General features: G+C 71.0%; 21 protein-coding genes. 11 read left to right on the forward strand and 10 right to left on the reverse strand.

Features of this window, described 5'->3' with window-relative positions; genetic code table 11:
• Positions 1–3: 3 nt before the first annotated feature.
• The gene (locus ACOKM3_RS32175; protein WP_426904722.1) at positions 4–1032 is read right to left on the reverse strand and encodes a phosphotransferase family protein; all 1029 of its coding nucleotides are present in this window, start codon (positions 1030–1032) and stop codon (positions 4–6) included.
• A gap of 229 nt (positions 1033–1261) precedes the next feature.
• Positions 1262–1558, reverse strand: coding sequence for a hypothetical protein (locus tag ACOKM3_RS32180; protein WP_426904724.1), 297 nt, complete (start codon positions 1556–1558; stop codon positions 1262–1264).
• A gap of 90 nt (positions 1559–1648) precedes the next feature.
• Here ACOKM3_RS32180 and ACOKM3_RS32185 point away from each other — a divergent pair, with 90 nt between their 5' ends.
• On the forward strand, positions 1649–2584 hold the full coding sequence (locus ACOKM3_RS32185; RefSeq protein WP_426904726.1) for an NADP-dependent oxidoreductase: 936 nt from the start codon (positions 1649–1651) through the stop codon (positions 2582–2584).
• A gap of 69 nt (positions 2585–2653) precedes the next feature.
• On the opposite strand, the gene ACOKM3_RS32190 is transcribed toward ACOKM3_RS32185, so the two are convergent.
• From ACOKM3_RS32190 to ACOKM3_RS32205, 4 genes are read right to left on the reverse strand one after another with little or no spacing between them, the layout of a single operon-like run.
• Positions 2654–2980, reverse strand: coding sequence for a DUF202 domain-containing protein (locus tag ACOKM3_RS32190; RefSeq protein ID WP_426904728.1), 327 nt, complete (start codon positions 2978–2980; stop codon positions 2654–2656).
• A complete protein-coding gene (locus ACOKM3_RS32195; protein WP_426904730.1) occupies positions 2977–3369 on the reverse strand; it encodes a YidH family protein in 393 nt (130 codons plus the stop codon). The genes ACOKM3_RS32190 and ACOKM3_RS32195 overlap by 4 nt, the downstream gene beginning before the upstream one ends.
• A gap of 10 nt (positions 3370–3379) precedes the next feature.
• On the reverse strand, positions 3380–3886 hold the full coding sequence (locus tag ACOKM3_RS32200; protein WP_426904732.1) for an NUDIX hydrolase: 507 nt from the start codon (positions 3884–3886) through the stop codon (positions 3380–3382).
• 10 nt (positions 3887–3896) lie between these two features.
• A complete protein-coding gene (locus ACOKM3_RS32205) occupies positions 3897–4787 on the reverse strand; it encodes a DMT family transporter (protein WP_426904734.1) in 891 nt (296 codons plus the stop codon).
• Between the two features lie 223 nt (positions 4788–5010).
• Here ACOKM3_RS32205 and ACOKM3_RS32210 point away from each other — a divergent pair, with 223 nt between their 5' ends.
• The 4 genes from ACOKM3_RS32210 to ACOKM3_RS32225 all read left to right on the forward strand — a co-directional run bounded on the left by ACOKM3_RS32210 (position 5011) and on the right by ACOKM3_RS32225 (position 9014).
• A complete protein-coding gene (locus ACOKM3_RS32210; RefSeq protein WP_426904736.1) occupies positions 5011–5988 on the forward strand; it encodes a hypothetical protein in 978 nt (325 codons plus the stop codon).
• 49 nt (positions 5989–6037) lie between these two features.
• Complete coding sequence (locus ACOKM3_RS32215; RefSeq protein ID WP_426904738.1) at positions 6038–7582, forward strand: APC family permease; 1545 nt, start codon at positions 6038–6040, stop codon at positions 7580–7582.
• A 177-nt stretch (positions 7583–7759) separates the two neighbouring features.
• On the forward strand, positions 7760–8413 hold the full coding sequence (locus ACOKM3_RS32220; protein WP_426904740.1) for a molybdopterin-dependent oxidoreductase: 654 nt from the start codon (positions 7760–7762) through the stop codon (positions 8411–8413).
• Positions 8397–9014 carry a cytochrome b/b6 domain-containing protein gene (locus ACOKM3_RS32225; protein ID WP_426904742.1) on the forward strand — a complete coding sequence of 206 codons (618 nt, stop codon included), beginning with the start codon at positions 8397–8399 and terminating at the stop codon, positions 9012–9014. Before ACOKM3_RS32220 ends, ACOKM3_RS32225 begins: the two co-directional genes overlap by 17 nt.
• 77 nt (positions 9015–9091) lie before the next feature.
• On the opposite strand, the gene ACOKM3_RS32230 is transcribed toward ACOKM3_RS32225, so the two are convergent.
• Both ACOKM3_RS32230 and ACOKM3_RS32235 read right to left on the reverse strand, forming a co-directional pair.
• Positions 9092–10498 (reverse strand): GntT/GntP/DsdX family permease, encoded by a 1407-nt coding sequence (locus ACOKM3_RS32230; RefSeq protein WP_426904744.1) that lies wholly within the window; start codon positions 10496–10498, stop codon positions 9092–9094.
• A gap of 55 nt (positions 10499–10553) precedes the next feature.
• Entirely contained in the window at positions 10554–11078 is a 525-nt protein-coding gene (locus tag ACOKM3_RS32235) for a gluconokinase (protein WP_426904746.1), read from the reverse strand.
• Positions 11079–11208: 130 nt separating this feature from the next.
• On the opposite strand from ACOKM3_RS32235, the gene ACOKM3_RS32240 reads away from it, so the two are divergent.
• Positions 11209–11910: a FadR/GntR family transcriptional regulator gene (locus tag ACOKM3_RS32240; protein ID WP_426904748.1), complete on the forward strand. Its 702-nt coding sequence runs from the start codon at positions 11209–11211 to the stop codon at positions 11908–11910.
• A 35-nt stretch (positions 11911–11945) separates the two neighbouring features.
• On the opposite strand, the gene ACOKM3_RS32245 is transcribed toward ACOKM3_RS32240, so the two are convergent.
• Together ACOKM3_RS32245 and ACOKM3_RS32250 are read right to left on the reverse strand one after the other, a co-directional pair.
• Positions 11946–12326, reverse strand: a complete 381-nt coding sequence (locus tag ACOKM3_RS32245) for a YchJ family protein (RefSeq protein ID WP_426904750.1) — start codon at positions 12324–12326, stop codon at positions 11946–11948.
• A gap of 98 nt (positions 12327–12424) precedes the next feature.
• Positions 12425–13366, reverse strand: coding sequence for a helix-turn-helix domain-containing protein (locus ACOKM3_RS32250; RefSeq protein ID WP_426904752.1), 942 nt, complete (start codon positions 13364–13366; stop codon positions 12425–12427).
• 184 nt (positions 13367–13550) lie between these two features.
• Here ACOKM3_RS32250 and tkt point away from each other — a divergent pair, with 184 nt between their 5' ends.
• From tkt to pgi, 5 genes are read left to right on the forward strand one after another with little or no spacing between them, the layout of a single operon-like run.
• On the forward strand, positions 13551–15647 hold the full coding sequence (tkt, locus tag ACOKM3_RS32255) for a transketolase (protein WP_426904754.1): 2097 nt from the start codon (positions 13551–13553) through the stop codon (positions 15645–15647).
• A 30-nt stretch (positions 15648–15677) separates the two neighbouring features.
• Complete coding sequence (tal, locus tag ACOKM3_RS32260; RefSeq protein ID WP_426904756.1) at positions 15678–16811, forward strand: transaldolase; 1134 nt, start codon at positions 15678–15680, stop codon at positions 16809–16811.
• Positions 16808–18340: a glucose-6-phosphate dehydrogenase gene (zwf, locus tag ACOKM3_RS32265; RefSeq protein ID WP_426904758.1), complete on the forward strand. Its 1533-nt coding sequence runs from the start codon at positions 16808–16810 to the stop codon at positions 18338–18340. The genes tal and zwf overlap by 4 nt, the downstream gene beginning before the upstream one ends.
• Complete coding sequence (gene opcA, locus ACOKM3_RS32270) at positions 18337–19284, forward strand: glucose-6-phosphate dehydrogenase assembly protein OpcA (RefSeq protein ID WP_426904760.1); 948 nt, start codon at positions 18337–18339, stop codon at positions 19282–19284. The genes zwf and opcA overlap by 4 nt, the downstream gene beginning before the upstream one ends.
• Positions 19277–20926, forward strand: coding sequence for a glucose-6-phosphate isomerase (gene pgi / locus ACOKM3_RS32275; RefSeq protein WP_426904762.1), 1650 nt, complete (start codon positions 19277–19279; stop codon positions 20924–20926). The genes opcA and pgi overlap by 8 nt, the downstream gene beginning before the upstream one ends.
• Positions 20927–20942 lie beyond the last annotated feature (16 nt).

The raw sequence follows: 20942 nt of genomic DNA on the forward strand, positions 1-20942 counted from the left end.
GGCTCAGCCCTCCTTGAGGGTGTTCAGGCCGTGGGAGATGAAGACCGGGACCAGTTCGCCGATGCGGTCGAAGCCCGCGCCGACGGTCTGGCCGAGCGTGTAGCGGTAGTGGATGCCCTCGAGGATCACGGCGAGCTTGAACCAGGCGAACGCCGTGTACCAGGCGATCGCCGACACGTCGCGCCCCGACCGCTCGGCATAGCGTTCGATCAGCTCGGCGGGCGAGGGGTGGCCGGGCGCCGAAGCGGTCGTGGAGATGGGCGAGTCGGGCATGTCGAGCTGTGCGCTGTACATCGCCAGCAGGCCCACGTCGGTGAGCGGGTCGCCGAGCGTCGACATCTCCCAGTCGAGGATCGCCTTGATCCGGTCGACGCCGTCGGGATCCTGTCGTACGAGCACGTTGTCGAGCCGGTAGTCGCCGTGCACGATCGTCGGCGCGGGCGAGGTCGGCAGCTCACGGCCGAGCGCCGCCTGCAGCTCGTCGATCCCGGGGAGCTCGCGGTTGCGGGACGCGTCCAGCTGCTTGCCCCAGCGGCGCAGCTGCCGGTCGAGGAAGCCCTCGGGCCGGCCGAAGTCACCGAGCCCGACCGCGGCGGGGTCCACCGCGTGCAGATCCACCAGCGTGTCCACGAGGCCGAGCACCGCGGCGCGCGTGCGCTCGGGCCCGAGCGGGGCCAGCTCGTCGGAGGTCCGGTACGGCGTCCCGTCCACGAACTCCATGACGTAGAACGGCGCCCCGATGACGTTCTCGTCCTCGCACAGCAGCACCGGCTCCGGCACCGGCACGTTCGTGGGATGCAGCCCCGCGATCACCCGGTGCTCGCGCTTCATGTCGTGCGCGGTCGCGAGCACGTGCCCCAGCGGCGGCCTGCGCACCACCCACTTCGTGGCGCCGTCGCTCACCTGGTACGTCAGGTTCGAGCGCCCGCCCTCGATGAGCCGCCCGGTCAGCGGCCCTGCGACCAGTCCGGGGCGCTCCCGGTCGAGGTGGGCGCGCAGCTGGTCGAGATCGAGGCCTGGGGGATGGCTCATTGCGGTCCTCCGAGAATCCGGGCAGCGAATCCGGGCAGCGTCCGGGGCTACTTCCGCCAACAGTGCGCCCCATCATGCCGACCAGTCGGTATGGCGTCCAGGGCCTCTCGGAAACGTGATCGTTCTTACGGCGCCGCGCCGCGCGGGCAACGGCGCCGTGCCTGCGCGGGCAGACCGAAGGGCCCGGCGGTACACGCCGGACCCTTTCGGTGGTGCACGGTGCACGGGATCAGTGGTCGTCCCAGTGCCCCTCGTGCTCGGCGTGCCGGTGGCCGTCGTGGAGGTAGTCGACGTGGTCGCCGTGCGTCACCGACTCATGGCCGCAGTCCGCGCCGTGCCGGTGCTCGTGCCCCTCGTGCGCGACGTGCCGCGCGGGCTCGCACTCGTCCCAGTGTCCGCCGTGCTGGGCGTGCAGATGCCCGTCGTGCGCGTAGTCGACGTGGTCCCCGTGCGGCACCTCCTGGTGGCCGCAGGACGGGCCGTGCGTGTGCTCGTGGGCGGGGTGTTCCTGGTGGAGGGTGGTCATGACGCTCACCTTCGGTGACGGACGGCCTGGGCTGACCCTCCCAGGCTAGTCCGGAATGCCCCATATCCTTGGTTATGGGAGCCTCCGGCCATGAAGGCGATCAGTTACCGCTCGTACGGCGGCCCCGAAGTCCTCGAATACGGCGAGATCCGCGACCCCAAGGTCGGTCCCGACTCGGTCCTGGTGAAGGTGCGCGCCGCCGCCGTGAACCCCGTGGACCGGCACTGCCGCGCCGGGCACCTGGACGCGCTGCTCGACCCCGTCTTCCCGGTGATCCCCGGCTGGGACGTGTCGGGCGTGGTGGTCCAACCCGGCGTCGCCGTCACCGAGTTCGCGCCGGGCGACGAGGTCATCGGCTACGTACGCGAGGACTTCCTGTCGCGCGGCACCTTCGCCGAGTACGTGGCCGCGCCCGTGCGCACCCTCGCCCGCAAGCCCCGCAACCTCACCTTCGAGGAGGCGGCGGGCCTGCCGCTGGCCGGGCTCACCGCGCTCCAGGTGCTGACCGGCGGCCTGGAGGTGCAGGAGGGGGACGTGGTCCTGGTGCACGCGGCGGCCGGCGGCGTCGGCTCGTTCGCCGTGCAGCTCGCCCGGCACTTCGGCGCGCGCGTCATCGGCACCGCGAGCGAGCGCAACCACGACTACGTACGGGAACTCGGCGGGGAGCCGGTCACTTACGGGGACGGCCTCGCCGAGCGGGTCAGGGCGCTGGCCCCGGAGGGCGTCGACGCGGCGTTCGACACGGTGGGCGGCGAGACGCTCCGGGTCTCCGCGGAACTGCTGGCCCCCGGCGGCCGGCTCGCCTCCATCGCCGACGGCGACGTGGTCGGGCTCGGCGGCCGGTACTGCTGGGTGCGGCCCGACGCCGCCGACCTCGCCCGCCTCACGGAGCTCGCCGAGGCCGACGTGGTGACGGTGCACGTGGACGAGGCGCTCCCGCTGGAGCAGGCGGCGCGGGCCCACGAGTTGATCGAAACGGGCCGCACGCGCGGGAAAGTGGTGGTCACGGTCGACTGGGACGAGTGACCCCGCGCCCTCATGTACGGGGACGAGTGACGCAGCGCCCCCATGTACTGGAGGGAGCGCCCCGCGCCCTCACGCGATGAGCACCGCCGCGCACAGCGTGATCGCCACCGTGCACAGCGCGGCGGCCGCCGCCTGCCGCCGGGTCATCACGGGCGGCGCGGCCTCGTTCCGGGCGAGCCCGGTGATCCGCTGGTGGGCGACCGCCACGAAGCCGAGCCACAGCACCAGACACAGCGCCGTGGCCACGAACCGCGCGGGCCCGACGCCGCTGTTCAGCGTCGCCTTCACCGCGAGCACCGCGGCGACCGTGCCCGACAGCGTCGTACGCCGCCAAGCGAGCCGCGTCCGCGCGGGCTGGAGCCCGGGGTCGCGCACGGGAGCGCCCGCCCCGCTCACCCCTCCCACCCCACGAACACGATGACGACCATGGCCACCGAGACGAGCGCCACCACCACGCCGAGCACCGCGGGGAACCTCGACACCGGCAGGTCCTCACCGCGCCGCATCGCCAGCTCGCAGCGCACCCAGTGCCCCACGGCCCGCAGCGAGCACAGCGCGCCCGCCGCGAGCAGCGCCAGCGCGAGCCCGACGCGCCAGCCCCAGCGCAGGTCCGGCAGGAACTGGTCCACGGCGAAACCGCCACCGATCAGCGCGAGCGCGGTGCGCACCCACGCCAGGAAGGTGCGCTCGTTGGCGAGCGAGAAGCGGTAGTCGGGGGTGTCACCCTCGTCCCTGATCCGCTCCGGCGCGAACCAGAGACGGATACTGCGTACAAATTCGATCACCCGCGGCACATTACCCGTGCGCTTTCCACCGCTCGTACGCCGCGAGCCCGTCGGGCGTCCAGTCCCACTCGCCGATCCGCCGCTCCAGTTCCTCGGGGCTCAGGAAGGCGTGCCAGTCGATCTCCTCGACCTGCGGGCGCACCGGCAGATCGAAGGTGACCTCGTAGACGTACGACCACCAGGACTGGCCGGCGTCGCCCTCGTACAGGAACTTGAACAGAGGGGTGGGCTGCGGGAGTCCGCTCACCCCCAGCTCCTCCTCCGCCTCGCGCAGCGCCGCCTCGTCGTACGTCTCTCCGGCGCCGACCACCCCGCCGACGAACATGTCGTAGTGGGAGGGGAAGACGAGCTTGGTGGGGGTGCGGCGGTGCACGAAGATCTCGCCGACCGGGTTCCTGGCGAGGATGAAGGCGCACCGGTGGCGCAGGTTCTTCGCGTAGGCCTCGCCGCGCGGTGCCTGGCGGACGACGTGGTCGTGCTCGTCGACGATGTCGAGAATTTCCTCAGCGGGGTTCATGCCCCGCAGGTTAGAGGGGCGCTCCCACCCGGTCCCGCCCGGTCGCGGCGGCGCCCGGCATCGCGGGGTGCAGCCCGAGCAGCACCACGCCCACCACGATCCCCGCCAGGCCCACCGCCTCCCACGCGAGCGCCCCCGTGTCCATCCGCAGCCGGTCGCCAAGGAAGCCCACGCCGCACGCGATCCCGGCCAGCGGCTGCGCCGCGGTGAGCGCGGGCAGCGACCTCCGCAGCGGCGCCGTCTCGAACGCGCTCTGCACCAGGACGAGCCCCGTGACCCCCAGCACCGCCACCGCGTACGGCTGCCAGCCGGTGAACAGCTCCGGCCAGCCGCCCGCGGAGAACCGCTGACCGCTCACCCGCGTCAACGCGTCCTGCACCCCGTACAGCAGCCCTGCCGCCACCGCGAGCAGCGCGGGGCCCGCGCTCAGCCGGGAGCGCCCCGCGAGGGCCGCGAGGAACAGCGCCCCGCCGACCATCACGCCGATGATCAGCCAGTGCCGCAGCGGATCGGTGACCGCGCTGCCGCCGTGCGGCTGACCGGCCACGATGAACGCCGTGACGCCGCCCGCGAGCAGCAGCAGTCCGGCCCAGCCCTGCCGGCCGAGCGGCGATCTCGTCTGACGGCGGGACAGCAGCAGGGCGAAGAGGAGGTTCGTGGCGAGCAGCGGCTCTACGAGGGTCACCTCGCCCTGGCCGAGGGCCATCGCGCCCAGCACCATCCCGCACACCATCAGGCCGATCCCGCCGAGCCAGCGCGGCACGCGCATCAGGTCGAGCAGCAGCCGGGGCGAGAGGAAGTCGCTGAGCGGGGCCCGCACCGCCGCGTTCTGCTGGAGGACGAAACCGATGCCCAGACAGAACGCCGCGCTCACGGAGAGGACGAGGACGACAACCGACACGCTGACGACGATAGCGGCCCGCGCGGCCACCCGCGCGCGAGCGACCGCCACCTCCTTGCGCCCACCTTCCGCTTGTCCGAACTCACCTGCTGGTTCGGCGAGTTGGTGAGGTGCGTCACGGGCGGCCCTTGACGCGGACACCTCCGTACCGGTTTGCTGTGCTTGATCATCGTCTTGCCGTCCATCTCACCCACATCTGAACAGTCGTAAGGACCCCGCCGCGGTGCCCCCACCTCCGCCTCCGCTCGGGCGCTCCCGCAAGAAGCCCGCGCACACCCCTCCCTTCGGCGACCCCGCACTCGACGACGCCGAACTCGTCGCGGCCCGCTCCGCACTCGCCCGCGGCCGCTGGACCGAGGTCAGGTCCCTGCTCCGCGCCACCGGCTCCGACTGGGACCTGCGCGGCCACCGCATGCTGGGCCTCGCGGGCGAACCCACGGCCCGGGTCTGGGCCCGCGACTGGCTGCTCGCCGAACCCGACTCCACGGACGCCGTCGTCCTGCTCGCCTGCGCGAGAGTGCTGCGCGCCGTCGAGGGCCACGACCGCCCCGAGAAGGCACGCGCGGCCTGCGCCGAGGCGTCGGAGCTGGTACCCGACGATCCGACGCCCCTGCTCGGACTCATGCTCCTGGAGCGGGAGTTGGGGAGCGAGGAGGACGTCGTCCGCCTCTTCGACGAGGTGCGGCTGCGGCATCCCGGGCACCACCACGCGCACCACCTGATGGTCGCGCGGCTCGCCGAGCGGCGCGCCGACGTCGGTCAGGACCCGCTGCACGAGGTGTACGACTTCGCGTCCTGGGCGGCCGAACAGGTCACGCCCGACTCGCCGTTGGCGCTGCTCCCGGTCGTCGCGCACGCCGAGCGCTACCGGGTGCTCGCGCGCGTGGGCGTGCTCTCCGGCGACCCGAAGGCGTCCGGGCACTGGTCGGGGCGGCGCGCCCGGCTCGTGCTGAAGGCCGCGTTCGACTGGTGGCTGGAGTGGGGCGCCGCGCGCGATCGGTCCGGCGCCTCGCACCCGCGTGGCCGCATCGACCTCAACTACCTCGCGCACGCGAAGTACTGCGAGGGCCGGCCCGCGGAAGCGGCCGCCCTGTTCCACCGGATCGGCCGGCACAGCACGCCGTACCCCTGGTCGTATCCCGACCGGGACCCGTACGAAGCGTTCCGGGTCGCGCGCAGCGCCGCGCTCGGCTCGGCGTAGAGCAGTCGTCAACCAAGCCCCCACCGCACGAAGGAAGGGACGTCCCCCAATGAGCGCGAGCGAGCGACCGCCCGAGGCCACGGCGGATCCGGCCATTCACACGTATCTGGGCGAGACGAGCGCCCTGCGCGCCGGGCGGCTCGGTACGGCGGGGCTGCTGCTCTCCGTGCTCGCCGCGACCGGGCCGCTGCTCGTCGTCGCGGGTGTCATGCCGACGACGTTCGCCGTGATGGAAGTGGTCGGGATGCCGCTCCTCTTCCTGCTGCTCGGCGTCGTGCTCGCCCTCTTCAGCGTCGGCTACGCGGAGTTGAGCCGGCACGTGCACAACGCCGGCGCGTTCTACGCGTACATCGCCCGCGGCCTCGGCCCGACCACAGGCGCCGCGGCGGCCCTCGTCGCGCTCGTCGCGTACAGCTCGCTCCAGGTCGGCATCTTCGGCCTGTTCGGCTACGAGGTCGCGGGCCTCGCCGACCAGTATCTGAGCCTCGAACTGGCGTGGTGGATACCGGCGTTGGTGGCCGTACTCGCCGTCGGCGCGCTCGGCCTGCTGAAGATCGACGTGAACGCGAAGGTCCTCGGCGTGCTGCTGCTCATCGAGGTCGCCGTCGTGGTCGTCTTCGACATCGCGGCCATCGGCGATCCCGGCGCCCAGGGTCTGTCCCTGCACGCCTTCAACCCGGAGACGCTGTCGGGCGTCGGGCTCGGCACGGCGCTGTGCTTCTGCATCGCCGCGTTCACCGGCTTCGAGCAGGCCCCCGTGTACGCGGAGGAGACCAGCAGGCCGCACGTCCTGGTGCCGCGCGTGATGTTCCTCGCGGTCGGCGGCGTCGCCCTGTTCTTCGCGTTCAGTTCGTGGGCGATGACGGTGGCGACGGGGCCCTCGGGCATCGTGGGCGCGGCGCAGAAGCAGTCGGCGGGTCTGCTGTTCGGCCTGACGGAGGACCGGCTGGGCGGCGCGTTCACGGACGTCGTCCATGTCCTGTTCGTGACGGGCATGTTCGCGGCGCTGCTCAGCTTCCACAACGTGGTGGCGCGGTACGCGTTCGCGATGGGGCGCGAGGGGCTGCTGCCCGCCGGGTTCGGGCGGACGAACACGGCGACCGGCGCGCCCGGCAAGAGCTCGGTGCTGCAGTCGGTGATCTCGCTGATCGCGGTCGTCGGCTTCGCGATCGCCGACGACGGCCCGTTCGGCGACCCGACGGCGCCGGTCCTGCACCTGTTCACGTGGGGCGGCAACGTGGGCGCGCTCGGCGTCATCCTCCTCATGGCCACGGCGTCCCTCGCGGTCATCGTGTTCTTCGCGCGCCGCGGGGCCGCGGCGGCGCAGGCCTGGCGCCTCGTGGCGTCCGGCGTGGCGGGACTCGCCCTCCTCGTGATCGCCGGCTACACGGTCAAGGACTTCGACGTCCTGGTCGGCTCGGGCCCGGACTCCCCACTCAACTGGATCCTCCCCGGCATCATCGTCCTCGCCGCGGTGGCGGGCGCGACGTGGGGCCTGATCCTCCGCCGCCGCGCCCCCCAGGCCCACGCCCGCATCGGCCTGGGCAACGAGGCCTTCCAGTTGGATCAGCGTTCCACCACCTCCGGCAGCTGAGGCCCCCCGCTCCCCGCTCACGGGGCTCTGTCCCGGACGGAGCCCCGAGGGCGGGGCCACAAGTGACGAAAGCCTGACGGCGGGCCGGAAACCCTGGCTTCCGGCCCGCCGCGGTGCTCGAATCACAACGTGACCCCGAACCAAGGCCCCCCGGTAGGACGAAGGCTGGTCCTCGGCATGTTGGGCGCGGGAGCGCTCACCGTGGCCGCGGCCCCCGCCCTCCAGCACGCCTTCGAGCGCGTCGCCCAGAAGGACCCCACCGGCCTCACGGGCGTACTGCCCAACGGCGGCGGCTTCCGCTACTACTCGGTCGCGGCTTCCGTCCCCCACAAGAGCGCGGACACCTACCGCCTCAAGGTCGACGGCCTGGTCGAGACCCCGTCGACGTACACCCTCCCCGAACTGCGCGCGCTGCCCCAGACCCGCCTCGTCCGCGACGTCCAATGCGTCACGGGCTGGCGGGTCCCGCACACGCCCTTCGAGGGCGTACGGCTCTCGCGGATCCTGGACGCCGCGGGAGTGCGCCCCACCGCCAGGGCCGTACGCCTGACCTGCTTCGACGGCACGTACAGCGAGAGCCTCACGCTCCAACAGGCGCGCCGCGCCGACGTGTTGGTGGCGCTGCGCATGCAGGACAAGGACCTCACCCACGCCCACGGCGGCCCGGTCCGCCTCTACGCGGCCCCCATGTACTTCTACAAATCGGCGAAGTGGCTCTCCGGGATCACCGTCACCGACGACGTACAGCCGGGTTACTGGGAGGAGCGCGGCTACGACATCGACGCCTGGGTCGGCCGCTCGAACGGACGCGACGATGAGCCCACGAACTGAGCAACTCACGGCGTCCGTCCGCCGCTTCACGCGCTCCGAACGCTGGGTGCACCGCGCCACGGCCGTCCTCATGGGCGTGTGCGTCGTGACGGCCGCCTGCCTGTACGTACCGCAGCTCGCCGAACTCGTCGGCCGCCGGGACCTCGTCGTCACGCTGCACGAGTGGTCGGGCCTGCTGCTGCCGGCGCCCTTCCTGGTCGGCCTCGTCTCCCGCGCCTTCCGCGCGGACCTGGGCCGGCTCAACCGGTTCGACCTCCACGACAAGGCGTGGCTCCGCGCCGTCCTGCACCGGCGCCCCGGCCACCGCCCGGCGGGCAAGTTCAACGCCGGGCAGAAACTGTGGGCGGCCTGGCTCGCAGGCGCCGTCCTGGTGATGCTCGGCACCGGCCTGCTCATGTGGTTCACGCACCTCGCCCCGCTCACCGTGCGCACCGGCAGCACCTTCGTGCACGACTGGCTGGCGCTCGCCCTCGGCATCGTGCTCGCCGGGCACATCGGCATGGCGGTCGGCGACCCCGAGGCGCGCAGGGGCCTGCGTACGGGATACGTGGACCGGGACTGGGCCGCGCGGGAACACGGCGAGTGGCTCGACGAGCCCTGACCGTGCCACGTGAAGAGGGCGCCCCCGCCGACCGGCGGGGGCGCCCTCTTCGCATGAAGCTGTCAGTCGGTCCTCGGCTAGATCACCAAGGACAGCAGCAGCACCAGCGCACCCGCGACCACGGAGATGATGGTCTCCATGACCGACCAGGTCTTGACGGTCTGGCCGACGGTGAGCCCGAAGTACTCCTTGACCAGCCAGAAACCGGCGTCGTTGACGTGGCTGAAGAACAGCGAACCCGCGCCGATCACCAGGACGAGCAGCGCCGTGTGCGTGTCGGTCATGTCGGCCGCGAGGGGCGCGACCAGACCGGCGGCGGAGACCGTGGCGACCGTCGCCGAACCCGTGGCGACGCGGATGACGACCGCGATGAGCCAGGCGAGCAGCAGCGTCGGGATCGACCAGTCCTTGGAGACATCCATGATCATCTGGCCCACGCCGGAGTCGACCAGGGTGCCCTTGAAGCCACCGCCCGCGCCCACGATGAGCAGCACGCCCGCGATCGGGCCGAGGGACTTCTCGGTGGTGGAGAGGACCTTGCCCTTGGTGAAGCCGGCCGGGCGGCCGAGGGTGAACATGGCGACGACGACGGCCGCGAGCAGCGCGATCATCGGGTTGCCGACCACGTCGAAGACGCGCTGGACGGTGGCGTCCGGGTTGTCCACGATGACGTCGACCAGGGCCTTGGACAGCATCATCACGACCGGCAGCAGGATCGTCGCCACGGAGGCGCCGAAGCTCGGACGCTTCTCCAGGTCGTCGGAGGCGCGGGCCGGGATCATCTTGTCGGGGGCCTGGACGTCGACCCACTTGGCCGCGTACTTCGAGAAGACCGGGCCGGCGATGACGACCGTCGGGATGGCGACGAGGATGCCGAGCGCGAGCGTGAGCCCGAGGTTGGCGTCCACCGCGTCGATCGCGACGAGCGGGCCGGGGTGCGGCGGGATCAGGCCGTGCATGACGGACAGACCGGCGAGGGCCGGGATGCCGATCCGCATCAGCGAGTAGTTGCCGCGCTTGGCGACCATCAGGACGACGGGGATCAGCAGGACGATGCCGACCTCGAAGAAGAGCGGCAGGCCGATCACGGCCGCGATGAGCACCATGGCCCACGGCATGGCCTTGCCGCCGGACTTGCCGGCCTTGGCGAGGATCGTGTCGACGATCTGGTCGGCGCCGCCGGAGTCGGCGAGCAGCTTGCCGAGGATCGCGCCGAGCGCGATCAGTACGCCGACGCCGGCGACGGTGTCACCGAGTCCGGCGCTGAAGCTCTCGATCACCTTGTCCAGCGGCGCACCGGCGAACGCGCCGAGCGCGAGCGAGCCGATGGTCAGCGCCAGGAAGGCGTGCATCTTGAACTTGGTGATGAGGAGGACGATGACGGCGATTCCCGCGAGCACGGCGATCCCGAGCTGGGCATGGCCCGCGGACGTGATCGGCTCGACGGTGTCCGCTGCCAGCATCTCGACGCTGAGTCTGGTCACGGTCTTATCCCTTGAACGAGTGGGGGGACGGGGGAGAACTTGCCGGTGTGGGGGGTTACGCGGTCGCGGCGGGGGAGTCGAGCTCGGCCAGGGCCGCGGTGGCCCGGTCCGCGATTTCCTCGGGCGATCCCGCGACATCGACGGCCACGCCCGCCTCGTCCGCCGCGAGCGGCTGGAGCGTGGCGAACTGCGAGTCGAGCAGCGACGTGGGCATGAAGTGGCCCTCGCGATGCCCCATCCGGTCCTCGATCAGCTCGCGCGAGCCGGTGAGGTGGACGAAGACGGCGCCGGGGGCCTCGGCCCGCAGGCGGTCGCGGTAGCTGCGCTTGAGGGCGGAGCTGGAGACCACCCCGCCGAGCCCCGCGCGGCTGTGCGCCCAGCGGCCGATGGCGTCGAGCCAGGGCCAGCGGTCCTCGTCCGTCAGGGGGGTGCCGGCCGACATCTTGTCGATGTTGGCCTGGGGGTGGAAGTCGTCGCCCTCGGCGTAGGGAACGCCGAGCCGTTCGGCGAGCAGGGGACCGATCGTTGTCTTGCCGGTTCCTGCGACGCCCATGACCACGACGACGTGGGGGGTGCTCATCGGGTACTGCCTCGCTTCGCTGTCTTCGTCGACATCGCTGTGACACCACACTGAAACCCAATAGGTCTGATTAATTCAAGAGGGTGTGACATATAAGTCAGACCATTGGGCTCCGGGCTAGGGTTGTCCCATGACCACAATGGGCCGGGGCCTGCACGCCCGCGTACTGGAAAGCCTCGGTCCTGCGATCACCGCGGGCGAGTACCCCGCGGGCAGCGTGTTGCGTACGGATGAACTCGCACAGCGCTTCGAGGTGTCCCGTTCGGTCATGCGGGAGGCGGTGCGCGTCCTGGAGTCGATGCACCTCGTGGCCTCGCGGCGCCGGGTCGGCGTGACGGTGCGGCCCGCCGAGGAGTGGAACGTCTACGACCCGCAGGTCATCCGCTGGCGCCTCGCGGGCGCCGACCGCCCCCGCCAGCTGCGCTCGCTCACGGTGCTCCGCTCGGCGGTCGAGCCGGTCGCCGCGGGTCTTGCCGCGCGGAGCGCGAGCGCGGAGCAGTGTGCGGCGCTGACCGAGTGCGCGCTCGGCATGGTGGCGACGTCACGGGGCCAGCAGCTGGAGGCGTACCTCGGTCACGACATCGAGTTCCACCGGATCGTCCTGAACGCGTCCGGCAACGAGATGTTCGCCCACCTGGGTGACCTGGTGGCGGAGGTCCTCGCGGGCCGCACCCACCACCAGGTCATGTTCGAGGACCCGGACCCGGCGGCGGTCAGCCTGCACGTCAAGGTCGCGGAGGCGGTACGGGAGCGGAACGCGGAGCGCGCGGAGGAACTCACGCGCGAGATCGCGGTGGGCGCGCTGCACGAGCTGGACATCCTGGCGCCCTGAACCGCCTTGTGCGGGTGGGGAGTTACGCGTCGGGGTTACTCGATGAAGTCCCCGTCGACGTACACCCATGCCCCGTCCGCCCGGGAGAACCGGCTGCGCTCGTGCAGCTCGCCGCCCTTGTAGCGGGCGCGGAAGGTGACGGTGCCGTGCTGATGGAACGCGGACCCGTCGACCGCCTCCACGATCTCGAGCCCGGTCCACCGGGGGGCATCGGCGAAGTCGATGCCCGGCGGCCGGGTGTCCGGGTGCCAGGTCCGCATCAGATACGCCCCGTCCTGCCGCACGAACGCGGCATACCGCGACCGCATGAGCGCTTCGGCGGTGGGCGCCGCCGCGTCACCGCGGTGGTAGCGACCGCAGCAGGTTTCGTAGGGGGAGGGGAGCCCGCAGGGGCAGGTGGGGGTGTTACGTGACATCCCCTTATTCTGCCAATGCTTCAACCCTCGGCGGCGATCGAGCAAATTAAGCCCCTCCGGCGATTGAGGAGCGGGGTCCGGGGCAGAGCCCCGAGTCGTCAACCACGGCCGAGCGTGCCCTCACGAAACCCGGCCGGCGTAGCCCCTACGTGTTGCTGGAAGAACTTCGAAAAGTTCGCCGAGTCCGCGAACCCGACCGCAACCCCGATCCGCCCCACCGGCAACTCCGTATGCGCAAGCATCCGCTTCGCCTCCAGAATCACCCGCCGATCGATGAACGCCTTCGGCGTGAGCCCCGTCGCCGCCCGCACCGCCCGCACCAACGTCCGCCGCGAGTAACCCAGTTCATCCGCGTACGCGCTCACACTGTGGTTGGACGTGAACCCGTGCTCGACCGCCGTGCGGAACCGCGTGAACGTCGTGTCCTGCTGCGGCTTCCCGTCCTCCGCCTCCGCCGCGGCCTGCGCCGACACATGTGCCACGCGCAGCATCAGTGCCGTCAGGGTGTGCCGCAGCACCGACGTGTGCAGGCTCAGCGGCAGCGTGACCGTGTCCAGGTACTCGCGCCGCAGCTGCTCCAACGAGGCGTCCAGCGCGGCGAGTTGATCCGGATCGGGGTGCAGCAGCGGCGGCCGGTCGTACCGGTAGAGCCCGGTCGCCTCGACGATCGCACGGGGCAAAAACCCCGGCTGCATGGTCAACGCCGTGCCGACATAGGCGTCCTCGGTCGAGAACCCGTGCACCTGCCCCGGCCGGATCCACAGGATGTCCCCGGCCCCCACCTCGTACTCGGTGAAGTCGATCATGTGGCGGACGGGGCCCTCGCGGAAGAACAGCAGCACGTGGAAGTCGATGCGGTGCACGCGCCGCGACAGGCCGACGCCACCCGCCCACGGACCCTCGGAGCCCATCGGCCCGACCTGTATCCCGACGCCGGACAGGCTCGCGCTCGGGTCGAACGGATAGGTGCGGATGTGCGCTCGATTTTCGCCGGGCGCCCGCAGATGTGCGCTCGTCTGTGAGGGGTCCTGCTCCGTCATCCACTTTCCTTGACTTCGACCGATGTGCGTGTCCCATTTTCACCGAACGCTGGCACGGGGGCACCTGTCGAGCGAAAAGTATGACCTTTACATTCGTAGGTGGTTCGACCTGGGACTTTGGTCCCGGTCGGGCGGTGCCTTTTGGTACCTCGGCAGGACAACGGATGTGAAGGAAGCTGGACAGATGAGCACGCAGACACCGAACGGACTCGACCCCTTCGAGAAGCCCTTCGAGTGGACCGACCGCGACCAGCGTGCCGTCGACACCGCGCGCCTCCTGGCGGCGGACGCCGTGCAGAAGGTCGGCAACGGACACCCCGGTACCGCCATGAGCCTGGCCCCGGCCGCGTACACGATCTTCCAGAAGGCCATGCGGCACGACCCGGCCGACCCGGAGTGGACCGGCCGTGACCGCTTCGTCCTGTCGCCCGGCCACACCAGCCTCACCCTCTACACCCAGCTCTTCCTCTCCGGTTACGAGCTGGAGCTGGACGACCTGAAGGCGTTCCGCACGCAGGGTTCGAAGACGCCGGGCCACCCCGAGTACGGCCACACCGCCGGTGTCGAGACCACGACCGGTCCGCTCGGCCAGGGTGTCGCCAACGCCGTGGGCATGGCGATGGCCGCCCGCTACGAGCGCGGCCTGTTCGACCCGGAGGCCCCCGAGGGCGAGAGCCCCTTCGACCACACCATCTGGGCGATCGTCTCCGACGGTGACCTGGAGGAGGGTGTCTCCGCCGAGGCCTCGTCCCTCGCGGGCCACCAGAAGCTCGGCAACCTCGTCTTCGTCTACGACGACAACCACATCTCCATCGAGGGCGACACCGCGACCGCCTTCTCCGAGGACGTCCTGGGGCGCTACGAGGCGTACGGCTGGCACGTGCAGCGCGTCACGCCGACCGCCGAGGGCGACGTCGACCCGAAGGCCCTGTACGAGGCGCTCGCCGCCGCCAAGGCCGTCACCGACAAGCCGTCCATCATCGCGATGCGCACGATCATCGCCTGGCCGGCCCCGACCGCGAAGAACACCGAGGCCTCCCACGGCTCCGCGCTCGGCGCCGAGGAGATCGCCGCCACGAAGAAGGTCCTCGGCTTCGACCCGGAGCAGTCCTTCATCGTCGAGGACGAGGTCATCGCCCACACCCGCCAGGCCCTGGACCGCGGCGCCGAGGCGCACGCCGCCTGGGACAAGCAGCTCGCCGAGTGGCGGAACGCCAACCCCGAGCGCTCCGCGACCCTCGACCGCGTGCTCGCGGGCCGCCTCCCCGAGGGCTGGGAGGACGCCCTGCCGTCCTTCGAGACCGGTACGAAGGTCGCCACGCGCGCCGCGTCCGGCAAGGTCCTCCAGGCGCTCGGCCCGGTCGTCCCCGAGCTGTGGGGCGGCTCCGCCGACCTCGCCGGCTCCAACAACACCACCATCGACAAGACGTCGTCCTTCCTCCCGAAGGGCAACCCGCTGGCCGAGGCCGACCCGTACGGCCGCACCGTGCACTTCGGCATCCGCGAGTTCTCGATGGCCGCCGAGATGAACGGCATCGCGCTGCACGGCAACACCCGCATCTACGGCGGCACCTTCCTGGTGTTCTCCGACTACATGCGCAACGCAGTCCGCATGTCCGCCCTCATGCAGCTCCCGGTCACCTACGTCTGGACCCACGACTCCATCGGTCTCGGCGAGGACGGCCCGACCCACCAGCCCGTCGAGCACCTCGCCGCGCTGCGCGCCATCCCCGGCCTGAACGTCGTCCGCCCGGCCGACGCCAACGAGACCGCCATCGCCTGGCGCGAGATCCTCAAGCGCGGCACCGACAAGCCGGCCCCGCACGGCCTGGCGCTCTCCCGTCAGGGCCTGCCGACGTACGAGGCCAACGACGACGCGGCCAAGGGCGGTTACGTCCTGGTCGAGGCGTCCAAGGAGACTCCCGAGGTCGTCCTCATCGCCACCGGCTCCGAGGTCCAGCTCGCCGTCGCCGCCCGCGAGCAGCTGGAGGCCGAGGGCATCGCGACCCGCGTCGTCTCCATGCCGTCCGTCGAGTGGTTCGAGGAGCAGGACGCCGACTACCGCGCCTCCGTCCTGCCGCCGTCGGTGAAGGCCCGCGTGGCGGTCGAGGCCGGCATCGGTCTGACCTGGTACCGCTACGTCGGTGACGCCGGTCGCATCGTCTCCCTGGAGCACTTCGGTGCCTCCGCCGACGCGGGCACGCTCTTCGCCGAGTTCGGCTTCACCGCCGAGAACGTCGCCGACAAGGCCCGCGAGTCGCTCGCCGCCGCCCGCGCCTGACCCCTTCGTACCGAGCCACACCGAAAGAAGATGAAGCAGAACATGAGCAACGCCGTCGCACCCCTCAAGTCGCTGTCCGACGAAGGCGTTTCCATCTGGCTGGACGACCTGTCCCGCACCCGCATCGAGTCCGGCAACCTCGCCGAGCTCATCGCGGACCAGCACGTCGTGGGCGTCACCACGAACCCCTCGATCTTCCAGGCCGCCATCGGCAAGGGCGAGGGCTACGAGGAGCAGCTCGCCGACCTGGCCGTCCGCAAGGTCACCGTCGACGAGGCCGTCCGCATGATGACCACGCAGGACGTGCGCGCCGCCGCCGACATCCTGCGCCCGGTGTACGACGCCACGCAGGGCCGTGACGGCCGCGTCTCCATCGAGGTCGACCCGCGCCTCGCCCACAACACCGAGGCCACCATCGCCGAGGCCAAGCAGCTCGCCTGGCTCGTGGACCGCCCCAACGTGATGATCAAGATCCCGGCGACCCTCGCGGGCCTCCCGGCGATCACCGAGGTCATCGGCCTCGGCATCTCGGTCAACGTCACGCTGATCTTCTCGCTCGACCGCTACAAGGCCGTCATGGACGCCTACCTGGCCGGTCTGGAGAAGGCCCACGAGCGCGGCATCGACCTCGCCACGATCCACTCGGTCGCCTCCTTCTTCGTCTCCCGCGTCGACGCCGAGATCGACAAGCGCCTCGACAAGATCGGCACGGACGAGGCCGCTTCGGCCAAGGGCAAGGCCGCCCTCGCCAACGCCCGTCTCGCCTACGAGGCCTTCGAGCAGGTCTTCGCCGCCGAGCGCGCCACCAAGCTGGAGGCCGCCGGCGCCAACAAGCAGCGCCCGCTGTGGGCCTCCACCGGCGTCAAGGACCCCGCGTACAAGGACACCCTGTACGTCGACGAGCTGGTCGCGCCCGGCACCGTCAACACGATGCCCGAGGGCACCCTGAAGGCGACCGCCGACCACGGCGAGATCACCGGCGACACCATCACCGGCCGCTACGAGCAGGCCCGCGCCGAGCTGGCCGCCGTCGACGCGCTCGGCATCTCGCTCGACGAGGTCACCCAGCAGCTCGAGGACGAGGCCGTCGCCAAGTTCGAGATCGCCTGGAACGACCTGCTCTCCACCGTCTCCTCGCGTCTGACGGAGGCTGAGTCCAAGTGAGCTCCACCGCTTGGCAGAACCCGCTGAGGGACCCCCGCGACCGCCGTCTGCCGCGCGTCGCGGGCCCCTCCGGGCTCGTCATCTTCGGCGTCACGGGCGACCTGTCCCGCAAGAAGCTGATGCCGGCCGTCTACGACCTCGCCAACCGCGGACTGCTGCCGCCGGGCTTCTCGCTCCTCGGCTTCGCCCGCCGCGAGTGGGAGGACCAGGACTTCGCGCAGGTCGTCCACGACTCGGTCAAGGAGCACGCCCGCACCCCGTTCCGCGAGGAGGTCTGGCAGCAGCTCGCCGAGGGCATGCGCTTCATCCCCGGCGACTTCGACGACGACACCGCGTTCAAGCAGCTGCGTGAGTCCGTCGACGAGCTCGACGAGAAGCGCGGCACCAGTGGCAACTACGCGTTCTACCTCTCCGTACCGCCCAAGTTCTTCCCCAAGGTCGTGCAGCAGCTCAAGAAGCACGGCCTCGCGGACGCGCCCGAGGGCTCGTGGCGGCGCGCCGTCATCGAGAAGCCGTTCGGCCACGACATGGAGTCGGCGCGCGAGCTGAACGCGATCGTGCACGACGTGTTCTCGCCCGAGCAGGTCTTCCGCATCGACCACTACCTCGGCAAGGAGACCGTCCAGAACATCCTGGCGCTCCGCTTCGCCAACCAGATGTACGAGCCCATCTGGAACCGCTCGTACGTCGACCACGTGCAGATCACGATGGCCGAGGACATCGGCATCGGCGGCCGCGCCGGCTACTACGACGGCATCGGCGCCGCCCGCGACGTCATCCAGAACCACCTGCTCCAGCTGCTCGCCCTCACGGCGATGGAGGAGCCGGCCGCGTTCGACGCCGAGTCGCTGGTCAACGAGAAGCTCAAGGTCCTCAAGTCCGTACGGCTCCCCGACGACCTGGAGAAGTCCACGGTCCGCGCGCAGTACGCGGCCGGCTGGCAGGGCGGCGAGAAGGTCCCCGGCTACCTCCAGGAAGACGGCATCGACCGGGCGTCGAAGACCGACACCTACGCGGCCGTCAAGCTGGGTATCGACAACCGCCGCTGGGCGGGCGTCCCGTTCTACCTGCGCACCGGCAAGCGCCTCGGCCGCCGCGTCACCGAGATCGCCGTCGTCTTCCAGCGCGCCCCGCACTCCCCGTTCGACCACACCGCCACCGAGGAACTCGGCCAGAACGCGATCGTCATCCGCGTTCAGCCGGACGAAGGCATGACGGTGCGCTTCGGATCCAAGGTGCCGGGTACGTCGATGGAGATCCGCGACGTGTCCATGGACTTCGCTTACGGCGAGTCGTTCACCGAGTCCAGCCCGGAAGCGTACGAGCGGCTGATCCTGGACGTGTTGCTGGGCGACGCCAACCTCTTCCCCCGTACGGAAGAGGTCGAGGAGTCCTGGCGCATCCTCGACCCCATCGAGGAACACTGGGACAAGGTCGGCAGGCCCGCCCGGTACGCCTCGGGCAGCTGGGGCCCGAAGGAAGCGGACGAGATGCTCGCACGAGACGGACGGAGCTGGCGCAGGCCATGAGGATCGACCTGACCGACACCACGGCAAGCAAGGTCAACAAGGCGCTCGTCGAAGGGCGCCGCGCCATCGGGACCCCCGCCGTGGGCATGGTCCTGACGATGGTCATCGTCACGGACGAGGAGAACGCGTACGACGCGACGAAGGCCGCCCAGGAGGCGTCCCGCGAGCACCCCTCGCGCACCCTCGTCGTCATCCGGCGCACCAAGCGGCTGCCCCGCGACCGCCAGGGCAACCGGCTCGACGCCGAGGTCCGCCTCGGCTCCGAGGCCGGCACCGGCGAGACCGTGGTGCTGCGCCTGTACGGGGAGGTCGGCAAGCACGCCGACTCCGTCGTCCTGCCGCTCCTGCTGCCCGACGCCCCGGTCGTCGTGTGGTGGCCGGTGGACGCGCCGGAGAACCCCGCCAAGGACCCGCTGGGCGCGCTCGCCCAGCGCCGGATCACCGACGCGTACGCCGTCGAGGACCCGGTCGCCGCGCTCGCCCAGCGCTCGACGTCCTACGCGCCCGGCGATACCGACCTGGCCTGGACCCGGCTCACCCCGTGGCGCTCCATGCTGGCCGCCGCGCTCGACCAGGCCCGCGCCGAGATCGTCTCCGCGGCCGTCGAGTCCGAGGCCGACAACCCCAGCGCCGAACTGCTCGCGCGGTGGCTCGGCGCCCGGCTCGGCGTCAAGGTCGAGCGGGTCACCACGGACGGGCCCGTCGTCACCGCGGTCCGCCTCGGCACGCCGACCGGCGAGATCCGCATCGACCGCCCCGAGGGGCCGCTCGCCAAGCTGACCCTCCCCGGCCAGCCCGAGCGCACCCTCGCCCTCAAGGTCCGCTCCACCGCCGAGCTGATCGCGGAGGAACTCCGCCGCCTCGACGCCGACGAGATGTACGCCGTGGCCCTGCAGGCAGCCGCCCACGGCAAAGTCACCAAGGAGTCCGTTCAACATGCCTGACAGCAACCCGTTCCTCACCCGCCGCCCGCAGTGGACGGCCCTTGAGGACCACCGCGCGAAGTTCAACGGCACGCACCTGCGCGACCTGTTCGCGAAGGACGCGGCCCGTGCCGAGCGCTACACGCTCGACGTCGGTGACCTGCACATCGACTACTCCAAGCACCTGATCACGGACGAGACCCTCGCCCTGCTCCAGGAACTGGCCACCGCCACCGACGTGTTCGGGCAGCGCGACGCCATGTTCCGCGGCGAGAAGATCAACACGACCGAGGACCGCGCCGTCCTGCACACGGCCCTGCGCGCCCCGGCCGACGCCGTGATCGAGGTCGACGGCGAGAACGTCGTGCCGAAGGTGCACGAGGTCCTCGACCAGATGGCCGTCTTCGCGGACAAGATCCGTACGGGCGAGTGGACCGGCCACACCGGCAAGCGGATCAAGAACGTCGTCAACGTCGGCATCGGCGGCTCGGACCTCGGCCCGGCCATGGCGTACGAGGCGCTGCGCCCGTTCACCGCCCGCGACCTGACGTTCCGCTTCGTGTCGAACGTCGACGGCGCCGACCTGCACGAGGCCGTCCGCGACCTCGACCCGGCCGAGACGCTCTTCATCATCGCGTCCAAGACCTTCACGACGATCGAGACGATCACCAACGCGAAGGCGGCGCGCTCCTGGCTGCTCGCGGCGCTCGGTGACGACGCGGCGGTCGCGAAGCACTTCGTCGCCCTGTCGACGAACGCCGAGAAGGTCTCCGAGTTCGGCATCGACACGGCCAACATGTTCGCGTTCTGGGACTGGGTCGGCGGCCGCTACTCCTTCGACTCGGCCATCGGCCTCTCGCTGATGATCGCGATCGGCCCGGACGCCTTCCGCGAGCTGCTCGACGGCTTCCGCCTGGTCGACGACCACTTCCGCACGGCCCCGGCCGAGGCCAACGCGCCGCTGCTGCTCGGCCTCCTCGGCGTCTGGTACGGCAACTTCCACGGCGCCCAGTCGCACGCGGTGCTGCCGTACAGCCACTACCTGTCCAAGTTCACCGCGTACCTCCAGCAGCTCGACATGGAGTCCAACGGCAAGTCCGTGGACCGCCAGGGCCGCGGCGTGGAGTGGCAGACGGGCCCGGTCGTCTGGGGCACCCCCGGCACCAACGGGCAGCACGCCTACTACCAGCTCATCCACCAGGGCACGAAGCTGATCCCGGCGGACCTCATCGGCTTCGCGAAGCCGGTCGACGAGCTGAGCGACGACCTCAAGGGCCAGCACGACCTGCTGATGGCCAACCTGTTCGCGCAGGGCCAGGCCCTCGCCTTCGGCAAGACCGCCGAGGAGGTGCGCGCCGAGGGCGTCGCCGAGGAGCAGGTCGCCCACCGCACGTTCAAGGGCAACCACCCGACGACGACGATCCTCGCGCGCGAGCTGACCCCGTCCGTCCTCGGCCAGCTCATCGCCCTCTACGAGCAGAAGGTCTTCGTCCAGGGCGCCATCTGGAACATCGACTCCTTCGACCAGTGGGGCGTCGAACTCGGCAAGGTCCTCGCCAAGCGCGTGGAGCCCGCCCTCACCGAAGGCGCGGAGGTCCCCGGCCTCGACGCCTCGACCCAGTCCCTGGTCAGCACGTACCGCGCGCTGCGCGGCCGCAACTAGTACGGAAAGTAGTGAA

The sequence above is a fragment of the Streptomyces nidicola genome, assembly GCF_050106155.1.
Lineage (GTDB): Bacteria > Actinomycetota > Actinomycetes > Streptomycetales > Streptomycetaceae > Streptomyces.

Bases quoted from the DNA above. Each gene is read 5' to 3' on its own strand.
- ACOKM3_RS32175 (WP_426904722.1), bottom strand. From the start codon at position 1,032: ATGAGCCATCCCCCAGGCCTCGATCTCGACCAGCTGCGCGCCCACCTC.
- ACOKM3_RS32180 (WP_426904724.1), bottom strand. From the start codon at position 1,558: ATGACCACCCTCCACCAGGAACACCCCGCCCACGAGCACACGCACGGC.
- ACOKM3_RS32185 (WP_426904726.1), top strand. From the start codon at position 1,649: ATGAAGGCGATCAGTTACCGCTCGTACGGCGGCCCCGAAGTCCTCGAA.
- ACOKM3_RS32200 (WP_426904732.1), bottom strand. From the start codon at position 3,886: ATGAACCCCGCTGAGGAAATTCTCGACATCGTCGACGAGCACGACCAC.
- ACOKM3_RS32215 (WP_426904738.1), top strand. From the start codon at position 6,038: ATGAGCGCGAGCGAGCGACCGCCCGAGGCCACGGCGGATCCGGCCATT.
- ACOKM3_RS32220 (WP_426904740.1), top strand. From the start codon at position 7,760: ATGTTGGGCGCGGGAGCGCTCACCGTGGCCGCGGCCCCCGCCCTCCAG.
- ACOKM3_RS32225 (WP_426904742.1), top strand. From the start codon at position 8,397: ATGAGCCCACGAACTGAGCAACTCACGGCGTCCGTCCGCCGCTTCACG.
- ACOKM3_RS32235 (WP_426904746.1), bottom strand. From the start codon at position 11,078: ATGAGCACCCCCCACGTCGTCGTGGTCATGGGCGTCGCAGGAACCGGC.
- ACOKM3_RS32240 (WP_426904748.1), top strand. From the start codon at position 11,209: ATGACCACAATGGGCCGGGGCCTGCACGCCCGCGTACTGGAAAGCCTC.
- ACOKM3_RS32245 (WP_426904750.1), bottom strand. From the start codon at position 12,326: ATGTCACGTAACACCCCCACCTGCCCCTGCGGGCTCCCCTCCCCCTAC.
- ACOKM3_RS32250 (WP_426904752.1), bottom strand. From the start codon at position 13,366: ATGACGGAGCAGGACCCCTCACAGACGAGCGCACATCTGCGGGCGCCC.
- tkt (WP_426904754.1), top strand. From the start codon at position 13,551: ATGAGCACGCAGACACCGAACGGACTCGACCCCTTCGAGAAGCCCTTC.
- tal (WP_426904756.1), top strand. From the start codon at position 15,678: ATGAAGCAGAACATGAGCAACGCCGTCGCACCCCTCAAGTCGCTGTCC.
- opcA (WP_426904760.1), top strand. From the start codon at position 18,337: ATGAGGATCGACCTGACCGACACCACGGCAAGCAAGGTCAACAAGGCG.
- pgi (WP_426904762.1), top strand. From the start codon at position 19,277: ATGCCTGACAGCAACCCGTTCCTCACCCGCCGCCCGCAGTGGACGGCC.